The following is a 12469-nucleotide window of genomic DNA, read 5'->3' on the forward strand; positions in this document are numbered from 1 at the left end:
CGGGCCCCTGCTGAAGGCTCTCGAAGCCTGACGCCACACGCCAGCCCATGCGCACATCACGGCACCCGCGAAACAGAGCCCGTCATCCGCACGCAGGCAAACACGTTTCCACACGGCCTCGGTCGAGCCTGTGTCAAAACTCGAACACGCCCCGCCTCGACGAACTATTTGTACAAGTGCACGCTCATATGCCGGGAATCCCCGGTCTACCCACGCTTGCAAGAAATTAAATTGCTCCACGAAGCGGCCCGTCCGCGTTTTGACACACCCTCGGTCGAGCCTGTGTCAAAACTCAAAGCAGCCGGCTAGCTTCGGCCCGCCACCCGCGGTTCGACCAGCCCTATGACAGGCTCGTCTACCAGCCGCAGCTCGAACTCCTCGCGTACCTGCGGGCCAACGGATTCAAGACCTTCATCGTCTCGGGCGGCGGCGTCGAGTTCATGCGCGTCTTCGCCAAGCGGACCTACGGCATCCCGCCCGAGCAGGTCGTTGGCTCGTCGGGCGTGGTGACGTTCCGGATCGGGGCGGACGGCAAGCCCGAGCTGGTCAAGGAGCCCAAGGTCGAGTTCATCGACGACGGGCCAGGCAAACCGGTCGGCATCAACCGCTTCGCCGGCCGCCGACCCATCCTGGCCTTCGGCAACTCGGATGGCGACCTTCAGATGCTGCAATGGACAGCGGCCGGGGATGGCCCCCGCTTCCTCGGGATCGTCCATCACGACGATGCGGAGCGGGAGGTCGCCTACGACCGTCAGTCCCATGTCGGACGGCTCGACAAGGCCCTCGACGGGGCGGGCCGGCGCGGCTGGACGGTCGTCAGCATGAAACGCGACTGGAAGGCGATCTTCCCGACACGGTGACGGGAGAGAAGGTCTCTTGAAGTGTCGGGAGTCCCGTCGCCGCAAGTCCCTCGGAATGCGCTCCACGCAGCACGGGCAGGCCATGCCCGCCTCGGTCCTGCCGCTCGCGGGTCAGGTCCGCCCGTCAGGCCTTCGCCGCGCCGACCGTGTCGGCCATCGTCGCACCGCGGCTGCCCATCGGCCGATCCGGGCCCACGGTCGAGTCCTTGGCGGTCTGGTGCTCCATCTCGGCGTTGATCTCGGCGCCCATCAGCACGACGATGCTCGAGATCCAGATCCAGGTCATGAAGCCGATGACGGCTCCCAACGAGCCGTAGGTCTCGTTGTAACTGCCGAGGTTTGCCACGTACCAGGAGAACAGCATCGACGCGACGAGCCACAGCAGGGCCGCCACGATGCCGCCCGGCGTCACCCACGTCCACTCGGCCTTGTCACGACTCGGGCCGTAGCGGTACAGCACGGCCAGCCCCGCCACCACTACGGCGAGGAGGAGCGGCCAGCGGGCCAGCGCGAGCAGCCACTCGACCCCGCTGCCCAGGCCCATGAAGTCGAGGACGACCGGCAACACGACGATGGCGGCCAGGGTCAGGAGAATGAACGCGATGGCACCGAGCGTGAACGCCAGCGACTGGAGGTTGAGCTGCACGAAGCCGCGCTTCTCCTCCTCGTCGTAGACGATGTTGAGGGCATCGATGACCGCCTTCATGCCCGCATTGGCGCTCCACAGCGAGATCGCCAGGCCGAAGACGAAGCTGAAGCCCAAGGTGCCGCCGCCCTGCGAGGCGATGCGGGTGACCTGCTCACGGATGATGTCGAGCGCGCCGCCGGGCAGCACGTCCGAGAGGGCATTGAGGTGGTCCTGGATCGTGGCCGGGTCGGCGACGAGCCCGTAGATCGACACCAGTGCCGCGATCGCCGGAAAAATCGCGAGGAGGGCATAGTAGGTCACGCCTGCTGCCACGGACATGATCCGATCCTGCCCGAACTCCTCCCAGGTACGCCACAGGATGTCCTTCCAGCCGAGCGTCGGGATCTGCGTCGGCGTGTCGGCTTCGCGTCCCCGCCCCTTCTCGCCTGCCGCCGCGGAAGGCGCATGCCGCCGGCCGCGATCCTGACCCGGTCGGCCCGCATCGACCTGACCGCTCCCGTGCCCGACCGCCCTTCCCGGGCGTCCGTTCCCGACGATGACATGACGTGCCAGCGCCCAACCGGCCACGATGGCCAGCATGGTGACCGTCGCGGAGAGGGTTCGGCGCTCCTGCGGGTCCTGAGGCGGGGGAGTGGCGGTGGTCATGACGGAAGTGCGATCTCCGGAATGCGGGAAACGCGCCAGGCTTGGCCATTGATGTAACCGGGATCGCTGCCCTGGGATTCCCCGATCGGACGGCTGTCCGAAACCTTCAACAACCCGAAAGGAATCACGAACCTGTGCGTCCGCTTGGCATCGGCGACCCGTTCCGGCGACGCGGCAGCGGCTCGGAGGGCATCGGCTCCCTTGCTCCGGCTTCTCCACATTCCATTCCGGAACTTCCGTAAAGCCGTGCCGTTGATCGCAGCAGTTCAAGCCAACCCACCTCCAGCCCGTATCCAGGAGACCTTTCATGGCCGTGAAACAGAAGACGCTCGACGACCTGTTCCTCCACACCCTGAAGGACATCTACTACGCCGAGAAGCAGATCCTGAAGGCCCTGCCGAAGATGGCCAAGGGGGCGGAGTCGGACGAACTCAAGGCTGCCTTCCAGACCCATCGCGAGCAGACGCAAGGGCAGATCGAGCGGCTCGAGCAGATCTTCGAACTCCTCGGGAAACCCGCGCGCGGCGTAACCTGCGAGGCGATCAAGGGGATCATCGACGAGGGCACCGAGATCATGGAGGACTTCGCCGACAGTCCCGCTCTCGATGCCGGCATCCTGTCTGCGGCCCAGGCTGTCGAGCACTATGAGATCACCCGCTACGGCACGCTCAAGACGTGGGCCCAGGAGCTTGGGCTGACCGAGGCCGTGACCCTGCTCGACCAGACCCTTCAGGAGGAGAAGGAAACCGATGCCCTTCTCACCCGGCTGGCCGAGGCCCGGGTCAATGTGAAGGCGGCATAGGCGCCGCCCGCATCAGAAGTGCCTGCTCAACCTCTCAAGGCCGGATCCGAGTGATCCGGCCTTTCGTCTGCCGATGTCCGAGTCGATCCACGACGCTTGCCGCTTGGCCCTTCAAGGAGCGGAACCGGGTGCGAAGGATTCCTCCGTGCCTCGGACCGTCAGTACAAGGAATGCCCCGATGAAGCTCTTCAAGTGCCAGGCCTGCGGCCATCTCCTCTACTTCGAGAACCGCGCCTGCGAGCGCTGCGGCCATCGCCTCGGCTACCTGCCCGATGCCGGCACGCTCTCTGCGCTGGAACCCGACGGCGACACGACCTGGCGTGCGCTGGCCCAGCCCGAGAGCGCATACCGCTTCTGCGCCAATGCCGAGTTCGATGCCTGCAACTGGCTCGTCCCGGCCACCTCGGACGAGGCGTACTGCACCGCCTGTCGGCACAACGGCGTCGTCCCGGACCCGTCGGTCCCGGCCAACCTCGCCGCCTGGCGTGTGATGGAACTGGCGAAGCATCGGCTGTTCTACACCCTGCTCCAGCTTCGATTGCCTCTGAAAACACGGGCCGAGGATCCGGAGCATGGGCTGGTCTTCGAGTTCCTGGCCGAGCCGCCCGCGAGCGATGGCCCTCAGGTGATGACCGGGCATGATGAGGGTCTCATCACCATCGCGCTCAGCGAGGCCAATGATCTCGAGCGCGAGCGGCGCCGCACGGCCATGGGCGAGCCGTACCGCACCCTGCTCGGCCACTTCCGGCATGAGGTCGGCCACCACTACTGGGATTTGCTCGTGCGCGATGGCGGCCGGCTCGAGGCCTGCCGGGCCGTCTTCGGGGATGAGCGGGAGGATTACGGCGAGGCCTTGCAGCGCCACTACCACGCAGGAGCACCGGCCGACTGGCAGGAGCGCTTCGTCTCGGCCTATGCGACGGTGCATCCCTGGGAGGATTTCGCCGAGACCTGGGCGCACTACCTGCACATCGTCGATACGATCGAGATGGCGGGGGCCTTCGGCATCCGGGTCGGCCCGCCGCTGGACGACAGCGGCACGCTGTCGGCCGACTTCGGCATCGATCCGGACCAAGGGGCCGACATCCGACGGATTGTCGATGACTGGCTGCCGCTCACGTTCGCCCTCAACAGCCTCAACCGCTGCATGGGCCAGCCCGACCTCTATCCGTTCATCATCAGTCCGCCGGTCGTCGGGAAGCTGGGCTTCGTCCATGGCCTGGTGCGGGATGCGCGGCGCTGACGGCCGGAACCGACGGGCTCCATGATCCGGGCGGCGGCTCCGGGTGTTCCGAACGCGGGGGCGCAGACGACAACGAGCGGGTCAGGGCTCCTTCCGCCCGAGCTCACGCTCGACGCGCCGCAACGCGAGCAACAGGTCGATCTGATCATTGGGGATCGGCTCGCCCTCGATGCCTGCGAAGACTACCTGGAGCTGGGCTCCGATATGCTTCCGTGCATCAGGGGCAAGGGGCGGCGCTGCGAGCTTCTGGTCCGGACGTCCCTCGTTACACATGAGTCTGCCTATCCATACTCTGGTACCAGCGGCGGGACGATCCTTCCTGCCGTTGCGGGGGATCATCGCCGCACATGGTTAACAGACCGTAAGCGAACTCCTGTCGGCCATCGCGAGCCCGCAAGCTGACGCGGTGTTCGCGACCGGCAATCCGCATGCTTCCGTCACCGCATGGCCTCACGGATGGCTCCAGGTGGCCCTTGTCATGGGCGGCATCGACTTCGACGCCGGCGATGCCCGCTCCCGCGTCCTTCTTTCTCGGTTGAAAACAGCCTGGCCTGTCACATCTGTTTGGCGATGACACAGTGCATCCCCGACGAACGCTCCCACCCCGCCGCAAACCCTTTCCTTACCAGCGCCATCCAGACCCATCTCGGGCGCGAACTGCGCGCCCTCTACGGCAATCCTGACGACGAGAAGATGCCTCGGAGCCTGGCCCGGCTGCTCGATCGCGTGGCCCAGGTCATCAGGACCCACACGGAACCGGTCGACCAGGCCTTCGTGGATGAGCTCAAGGGCAGCCTGAAGTCGTTGCGGGCCTACGCGATCTCGCTCACCCGTGACATCCACCGGGCCGAGGATCTCGTGCAGGAGACGGTGCTCAAGGCCATCAGCAAGCAGGAAAAGTTCGAGGCCGGCACGAACCTCCAGGCCTGGCTCTCCACCATCCTGCGCAACCTGTTCCTCTCGGCCCACCGCAGGACGCAGCGCGAGGTCGAGGATGCGGACGGGACCCACGCCGCAACGATGATCACGGTCCCGGATCAGGAGGACAGGCTCGCGGTCCAGGATCTGCATGCGGCGCTCGCCAAGCTGCCCCGCGAGCAGCGCGAGGCGCTGCTGCTCATAGGTGCGGAGGGCCTGTCGTACGAGGACGCCGCCGAGGCGTTGGCGACCAAGGTCGGCACGATCAAGAGCCGGGTCAACCGGGCCAGGAACCACCTGGCGGAGCTGATGGGTCTTGTCGACGGGATGGCATCGCTGGAACACACGGCGCGCCGGCCTAGGTTTCCCGTGTGATTGGATGCGGGGGGACGCCCGGTCCTCTCTCCGCATACCTTGGATCTCATTTCCAATGCGGGGAATCTTCGCGGGGGGCTTCCGTGGAACTGAATGCCGACCCGAGCGATGAAAGCTGCAAGCCTCCACATGGTCGTAAACCAAGCAAGTGCGGACACAATGAAGGTCTTGGTCGTGGAAGATGATCCGTTCGTCCGTGAGATGGCTGTCTTGGGACTGGAGGATGCCGGCTTCGATGTCACGGAAGCGGCCAGCGGCGGCGAGGCGCTGAACCTCCTGCAAGCCGGGATCGCCGTTGATGCCCTGCTGACCGATATTCGCCTGCCGGGGCCCGACGGCTGGGCAGTGGCGAGGGCTTACCGCGAGCACTTCCCCGATCTGCCCGTCCTTTACGTGACGGGGTATGCGGAACAGATGCAGCCTGTCCCCGGCGGGATCATCATCTCGAAGCCATACAGGATGGCCCAGGTGGTTGGCGTCCTGGGAACATGGGCGGCTTGAGAGAGGCGCAATCTCGGGAGCGTCCCCAAGGAACGGCAGTTCGCTCGCCCTGGACACGCCCGGTGCCGGTGCAGGCCTGGCATTGCAGGCATCCGGCACCACCGCATACCTTGCAGGTACGGCTGACACCATCGAGACCCTCGACCTTGCCTTTCCCTTCGCACGGCTCACAGCAGTGAGTCCCGCTGCCGTGACAGGTTCCACAGGTTTCCGTGGCGGTTCCGGCATGCCTTCGACTTTCCTTCCTCAGGTCCGATGGACGATCGCTGGAAGGGCCTGCACAAGTTCCTCCAAGTGATACGGCTTCTCCCATCGCGGGATGTGTTGATAACAGGCTGGAACCATCGAGGCGGCATAACCCGTCGCGAAGACGAACGGTACGTTCGAACGGCACGTTGCGGGCTTCCAGGGCGTCGGCCACCGAAAAGGCGGCCTCACCGCGCAGGTTGATGTCGATGACGGCACCGTCGATCCGGTCGGCCGTCTCCACCATGACAAGAGCCTTCTTGAGGGTCGCCACGGGCCCCAGGAGGACAGCCCCATGGGCGCTCAGGCGCTGCCCGAGGTCGTCCGCGATGAAGTACTCATCCTCGATCAGGAGAACACGGCAATTCCTCAGGTCCTGCAAGGAAACCGCCGCAGGCCGCGAGCGTGAGAATGGGCAAAAGGTTACACCGACGCATGGAGAATCCTGCCAAGACTGTCGCGGGTGGGCAGCTTGGCCTCTTTTCCGCCATTCGGCAATCGACGCGCCGGAGGTGGCGCCTGCCTCCTCCGGCGTCCTCGCCAAGTTCACTTGGCCTATGCCAACTTGACTTGCTTGCCCCCTGCAACGGCTGGGAGAAGGTCGCAGTCAGGCGGTCCGCCCCATGTGGAGCAGCACGACGCGTCCTAATCCTTGAGGTCGTCGGGCACCTTGCCGCCGCTCGCCGCGAGCTTGGCCATGACCTGCTTGTGCAGCCAGACGTTCATGGAGGCGGAATCGGACGTGTCGCCGGTGTAGTTCAGTTCCTTCGCGAGTTCCTTGCGGGCGGCGAGGCTGCTGTCGAGATCGAGCAGCTTCATCAGGTCGACGATCGACTTGCGCCAGTCGAGCTTCTGCCCCTTCTTCGCGGCGAGGTCCGTCAGCACCGCCTCGACATCGACCTGCGAGATCGGTGCGGCGCTCGGGGCCGACGCGGCCGTTGGAGCCGATGCTGTCGCGGCCCCGGAAGAATCGGGAGCTGCGGCAACCTCCTGCGCGGGTGTCGCTGCGGCCGATGTTATCGGCGACTGCTCTGCCGCGGAGCCGAAGATCGCTGACTTGATCCTGCCGAAGATGCTCATCGTGTCCTCCTGTTGAACGTGCGTCCCGACAGGCTTCCGCACTGCCGCGAACGGAAGGATCCTTTTGCCGCCACTACTCGGCAGGAGCCGGTGGCGTTACGCCTGTCACTTGCGCGGACGGTTCTTCGCTGAGCCAGCGGTAGAGGATGCCGCCGAGCATTCCACCGATCAGCGGTGCCACCCAGAACAGCCAGAGCTGCGCCAGCGCCCAGCCGCCGACGAACAGCGCCGGGCCGGTGCTGCGGGCCGGATTGACCGAAGTGTTGGTGATCGGGATGCCGACGAGGTGGATCAAGGTGAGGGCGAGGCCGATGGCGATCGGCGCGAAGCCCGCCGGCGCCTTGCCGTGGGTGGCGCCCATGATGATGAACAGGAACATCAGGGTCAGCACGACCTCGGCCACGAAGCCGGAGATCAGGCTGTACTGGCCGGGCGAGTGCGCGCCGTAGCCGTTGGCGGCAAAACCCTTGGCGAGGTCGAAGGTGGGGGAGCCGATCGCGATGGCGTAGAGGGCGGCCGCAGCGATCACTGCGCCCACCACCTGCGAGACGACGTAGGGCAGGATGTCCTGCCTCGGGAAGCGCCCGCCCGCCGCCAGGCCGACGGTAACCGCCGGGTTGAGATGGCAGCCCGAGACGTGGCCGATGGCATAGGCCATAGTCAGCACGGTCAGGCCGAAGGCAAGCGAGACGCCGAGCAGGCCGATGCCGACGTCGGGAAAGCTGACAGCGATCACGGCGCTGCCGCAGCCGGCGAAGGTGAGCCAGAAGGTGCCGATGCCCTCGGCGACGCATTTGTGGATGTTCTGGCTGTTGTGCAGGTCCATGGACTCCTCCCTGGGTTTACGCAACCACTCGGTTCAGGAGCGACGTCGACAAAGCTGTCGATCAAAAGCGGCTCGTCGGGAGCCGAGGTCCAACGCAGGGACTTTTATTGATGTGAGCAGGATACGCCTTCCCGCCTCGGCAGGAAAGCGGCACTGGCCAGTGCCAGAATTGAGCGGAAGGTTCGTTTCGGACCCATTAGGAGACCTTCCAGGCTCACACTCTCCTTCAGGCTGAGTTCCAATTTCATCGAGGAAGATTTCGCTGAAGGCCGTTTTATGGAACGGTGGGACGAGTTCGCGTGTGCCGCGCTTCAAGTCCCAGGAAAAGGGCGGACCGAACCGCCCTTCTGTCCGCGATGGAGCGACCAACAAGCTACTTTTGCCGTGGATCATCCTTCGGGTTAACGTAGGTCAAGCCCCAAGGCCCAATGCTGTTGAGTTGGATGATGGTGTCGTCATCCGTAGTGACGAAGTGCGCCATCCCTGGCGGGAACACATAGAACCCACCTGCTGGCACTGCCTGTCCCTTGCTCGGGTCCACAGTCTCCCCCATGCCAGCCCGAACTGCGCCGGATAGGACGGTCACGACCTCAGGTTGGGATGGGTGTGGGGAGCAATAAGATACCCCTTCGGCATCTTGAACCGCAGCGAGAACAGTCCCTCCTTGGAAGGGTCGCCATACAGAACAGCTATCTCGGCCCCCTTTTCGAACATGGGTGAAGCGGCTGACCATTTCACGTCATCTGGCCTGATGATCTTGTGATCGTCCATCGATTGAGCGTGAGCCGCCGTGGTGGCAATCCCCAACGCGAGCATGCAACCGACTGCTGACAGCAGGGACTTCATTGTGAACCTCCCGTTTTGCCGAGCCGTTCGCCCCTGCCCGAGCGGCAGGGCCGTCACGGAAGCTTCAGCCTAATCCTAGGCGATACAAGAAACCAGCATGGCAGCTCAGCCTCGCGCGTGAGAGTGGCCGAGTGCTTACAGCGCAAGTTCGCATAACCCGTAGTATGGAACGCGATTTGAAGTGTTCGGGAAGTGTGCAATCGGGCTTATGGAACGCCGCCGCACCAATTCAGTAAAACAGGCTCCAAAGCAGGCCTCGGCCGGCGCGCGAATACTCGCGAATGCTTGGCGTGGGAGAGGCTGAGATGAGCACGTTTTCCCGGTCTCTCCCGCTTGGTTAGGAGCCGAAGGGGCGATGCTCCGACCCAAGCCAAGAGATCATAGCCGCCTCCGCACCGTCCTACCGCAGGAACGTCGCCCTAGGCGGGCGGAGCATTCCGCCTCCTCCAGAGGCGGTTCCGCAAAGGACTGCAAATGCTTGCACCCACCGGCAAAGGAAGCGGCATTCGGCAGCAAAGACCACCATCGATCAGGGCTGCGGCGATCGTAATGAAGGACTGGCCCTCGAGGAACGCCTGGAAGGATGATACCAGGTGGCGGAGAGGAACCCCGCCATCGATCAGGGGTAGGATCCTCTCCTGAGGCAGTGGCTCCAAGGTGTCAGGCGGGCATCAGGTCGATGACACGCATGACCACCGTCGCGTTGCTCTGGTTCTTGTCCTCCTCGAACGAGTCCTTGGCACAGGCGAGGACGTGGCCTGCCTTGGCCGTGTACGCCTTGTCACCTTGCTTGACCCAGAGCTCGCCCTCCATGATCTGGCAGATCATGTCGTTCTTCATGGCCTCGTCCGGAAACCCTGAGCCTGGGGCAAAGACGTAGTCAGTGGCCACCGCGGTCTTGTACGTCGCAATGTTGATCGGCCATTTGCCGAGATCGACCTGCCGGATGCCGGGCAGGATCTCCTTGCCGGCATCGGGGCCATACATCGGGGCCGCCGCTGCCGGACGCGGCAGGCCAAGGGCCGGGGCAAGGGCGACGCCGAGAACAAGAGCCGACCTGCGGTTGAGGCTTTCCATGGGAACCTCCGTCCCTGAGCCATGTGCGGGACGCACATGCGTCGGTCAGTTCACGCTCGGTCCGCCGCGCTGTCAAAACGATTCCCAGAGCCGGGCTACCGCGCGCATGATAGCCTTATTGGCCGCAGCCCCTCTCCATGCCCGACCATCAAGACGGCCATGCACCCAAAGCCTTGGCGCTTTCGGTCATGGGGATGCAGGTTCATATGGATTAGCGAAGAGCTTCTCCGGTCGACAGGGGCCGCTAAAGAGAGCAGCATCGATTCTGGTCTTGGCGCCATTCGGGAGCGCCCAATGGACCTGCCCTGCCATGCCGCCTGGCAACCAATGCTCTCGCGTGGCGCCGCAGTCATGGGGACGAGCGGCTCGACCGATGACCGCTTCGCCCGCGACCGCCGCTTGTGCGAGTTCAGTGAGTATGGCGAACCCACCCTGTGCCGAGGCTCGACACCCCACGCGGCTTCGTCGGCTCCCGGTGCAAGGAAGGTCCGCACGACCTGTTCTGGGTGACTGAGCCTAGACAAGGACTTGGAGCAGCAAAACGTCTTCGCGTCACTGGATCGATGGAGGCACGCAATGCAATCCAATCACCTTCCCCGCCGCGACTTCCTCGCCTATGGCAGTGCGTCCCTCGTCGGACTGGCGGTTCTCCGCTCCTCCCTGGCCTGGGCGTTCCCGGCCCGCCCTGGTGAGGAGGTTGTTCCCTGGGCCGACCAGCCGCCGCCGGTCCCCGCCGCGGCAGCCGGCGATGTCCAGAACCTGCAAAAGTGGGAGGATCTGAACACCTGGCTGACGCCCAATGAGCGGTTCTTCAGCATCTCGCATTACGACCGCCCGGCAATTGACGAGAACGCCTGGTCCCTTGAGATCGGCGGGTCAGTCGCGCGCCCGCTCCGGCTGACGCTCGACGAGCTCAAGGCGCGCCCACGGCGCGAGGTCACCTTCACCCTCGAATGCTCCGGCAACCACGGCTTCCCCTGGTTCACCGCCGCCGTCGGCAATGCCCAGTGGGCGGGCACGCCCCTGGCGCCGCTCCTGGAGGAGGCGCAGGTGCGCAGCGGCGGCCGGGAGGTGGTCTTCTTCGGCACCGATGCGGGCGAGGAGCAGGTGCGCGACGTCAAGGTGCGGCAGAACTTCGCCCGCAGCATGTCGCTGGCCGACGGCATGAGCCGTGACAACATCCTGGCATACGAGATGAACGGTGCCCCCCTGCCCCAGCCCAACGGCTTTCCCCAGCGCCTGATCGCTCCCGGCTGGTACGGGATTGCCAACGTCAAATGGCTCGACCGCATCGAGGTGCGGGACACCCCGTTCATGGGCCGCTTCCAGGCGCGGGATTATGTGACCCTGCGGGAGGAGCAGCACGAGGGCAAGATGGTGGGCATCGAGACGTCGGTCGGGCGGACCTTGCTCAAATCGGTGCCGGCCAAGGTCACACGCCAGGGCGATCAGTACCGCATCATCGGCGCTGCCTGGGGCGCACCCATCGCCAGGGTGGAGGTGCAGATCGATGGCGGCCCGTGGACTCCTGCCACCATCGACCGCAGCGAGGAAGCGGACCATGCCTGGCGGATCTGGTCCCTCGACTGGGAGCGTCCGTCACCGGGCGAGCACCGGATCACCTCCCGCGCGGTGGATTTCAGCGGGCAGGTTCAACCCGCAATGGACGATCCCGTGATTGCCAACAAGCGGACCTACTGGGAGAGCAACGGGCAGGTGACGCGCCGGGTTCGGGTAAGCTGAATTTCCGAGCTGCCGACAGCGCCGGGACCATTGCGGATCAGCCGTTTACTGAGCGTTTGGTGGTCTTTGCTGCCGAATGCTGAAAGGAAGCGGTGTCGCGGAACGGGCCTTATGAATCTTCGTGCCAATGGGGTCGAGCTCTCTGTCTGTCATGTGTCCCAACCACAGGATGGTCCGGAGTGGGTCAAACCACGAAATTCGCTGCCCTTCAGGAAGGTCCGATGTTCCCCGCTTGAGCGGACATTCGGCTTACTTCAGCAACGTGCCAGAACCGGCCATTCACAAGCCTCGCGGCACGTCACTCGCCGGCCATCCTCGACATCCCCTATGACTTGACGCACTCCGGCAGGCGCACCGGCTGCGCCAAGCGGGCGAGTGCCTCGGGCGTGGCGCAGGCCGGGAAGCCGGCGGATCGCATCGTCCTGATCAGGTGCTCGCGTTCGGTGTCATTGAAACTCGGGTCGCTGACAAATCCCTCGATCGTCAGGGCGGGATGACGTTTCAAGGCCTCGCCGAGCGTCGCCTGTGCTTCCTCCGACCGCCCCAGCACGGCGAAGCTCGCTGCCCGCTGCACCCACGCGTTCCTGGTGTAATTGTCCGGCGTCTGCCGCTCCATCACCTGGAGCGCATCCTTGTAGCGGCCGGCCATGAAGTAGGC

At 64.8% G+C, this 12469-nt stretch carries 13 protein-coding genes and 1 pseudogene; 7 read left to right on the top strand and 7 right to left on the bottom strand.

Annotation, left to right across the window (positions count from 1 at the left end):
• Positions 1–305: 305 nt before the first annotated feature.
• Positions 306–860: pseudogene (locus ACS5Q1_RS37870) on the top strand (HAD family hydrolase); the annotation flags it as partial.
• Positions 861–984: 124 nt separating this feature from the next.
• Here the strand turns inward: ACS5Q1_RS37870 and ACS5Q1_RS37875 are convergent.
• Positions 985–2154, bottom strand: a complete 1170-nt coding sequence (locus tag ACS5Q1_RS37875; RefSeq protein WP_473103080.1) for a YihY/virulence factor BrkB family protein — start codon at positions 2152–2154, stop codon at positions 985–987.
• Positions 2155–2461: 307 nt separating this feature from the next.
• On the opposite strand from ACS5Q1_RS37875, the gene ACS5Q1_RS37880 reads away from it, so the two are divergent.
• Complete coding sequence (locus ACS5Q1_RS37880) at positions 2462–2956, top strand: YciE/YciF ferroxidase family protein (protein ID WP_473103081.1); 495 nt, start codon at positions 2462–2464, stop codon at positions 2954–2956.
• A gap of 178 nt (positions 2957–3134) precedes the next feature.
• The gene (locus tag ACS5Q1_RS37885) at positions 3135–4199 is read left to right on the top strand and encodes a zinc-binding metallopeptidase family protein (RefSeq protein ID WP_473103082.1); all 1065 of its coding nucleotides are present in this window, start codon (positions 3135–3137) and stop codon (positions 4197–4199) included.
• Positions 4200–4280: 81 nt separating this feature from the next.
• On the opposite strand, the gene ACS5Q1_RS37890 is transcribed toward ACS5Q1_RS37885, so the two are convergent.
• Entirely contained in the window at positions 4281–4472 is a 192-nt protein-coding gene (locus ACS5Q1_RS37890) for a hypothetical protein (RefSeq protein WP_473103083.1), read from the bottom strand.
• A 297-nt stretch (positions 4473–4769) separates the two neighbouring features.
• Here ACS5Q1_RS37890 and ACS5Q1_RS37895 point away from each other — a divergent pair, with 297 nt between their 5' ends.
• On the top strand, positions 4770–5492 hold the full coding sequence (locus tag ACS5Q1_RS37895) for a sigma-70 family RNA polymerase sigma factor (RefSeq protein WP_473103084.1): 723 nt from the start codon (positions 4770–4772) through the stop codon (positions 5490–5492).
• Positions 5493–5651: 159 nt separating this feature from the next.
• Positions 5652–5993: a response regulator gene (locus ACS5Q1_RS37900; protein ID WP_473103085.1), complete on the top strand. Its 342-nt coding sequence runs from the start codon at positions 5652–5654 to the stop codon at positions 5991–5993.
• An 891-nt stretch (positions 5994–6884) separates the two neighbouring features.
• Here ACS5Q1_RS37900 and ACS5Q1_RS37905 read toward each other — a convergent pair.
• From ACS5Q1_RS37905 to ACS5Q1_RS37920, 4 genes are all read right to left on the bottom strand, one after another.
• A complete protein-coding gene (locus tag ACS5Q1_RS37905) occupies positions 6885–7319 on the bottom strand; it encodes a DUF3597 domain-containing protein (protein WP_473103086.1) in 435 nt (144 codons plus the stop codon).
• Between the two features lie 73 nt (positions 7320–7392).
• On the bottom strand, positions 7393–8145 hold the full coding sequence (gene aqpZ / locus ACS5Q1_RS37910; protein WP_473103087.1) for an aquaporin Z: 753 nt from the start codon (positions 8143–8145) through the stop codon (positions 7393–7395).
• 582 nt (positions 8146–8727) lie between these two features.
• A complete protein-coding gene (locus ACS5Q1_RS37915) occupies positions 8728–8991 on the bottom strand; it encodes a cupin domain-containing protein (protein WP_473103088.1) in 264 nt (87 codons plus the stop codon).
• Positions 8992–9651: 660 nt separating this feature from the next.
• Positions 9652–10068: a hypothetical protein gene (locus tag ACS5Q1_RS37920; RefSeq protein ID WP_473103089.1), complete on the bottom strand. Its 417-nt coding sequence runs from the start codon at positions 10066–10068 to the stop codon at positions 9652–9654.
• 294 nt (positions 10069–10362) lie between these two features.
• On the opposite strand from ACS5Q1_RS37920, the gene ACS5Q1_RS37925 reads away from it, so the two are divergent.
• Positions 10363–10578, top strand: coding sequence for a hypothetical protein (locus ACS5Q1_RS37925; RefSeq protein ID WP_473103090.1), 216 nt, complete (start codon positions 10363–10365; stop codon positions 10576–10578).
• Between the two features lie 66 nt (positions 10579–10644).
• Positions 10645–11811, top strand: coding sequence for a sulfite oxidase (locus tag ACS5Q1_RS37930; protein WP_473103091.1), 1167 nt, complete (start codon positions 10645–10647; stop codon positions 11809–11811).
• A gap of 325 nt (positions 11812–12136) precedes the next feature.
• Here ACS5Q1_RS37930 and ACS5Q1_RS37935 read toward each other — a convergent pair.
• On the bottom strand, positions 12137–12469 hold a 333-nt coding region (locus ACS5Q1_RS37935), incomplete at its 5' end, for a tetratricopeptide repeat protein (protein ID WP_473103092.1).

It is taken from the genome of Microvirga sp. GN3 (genome assembly GCF_055792825.1).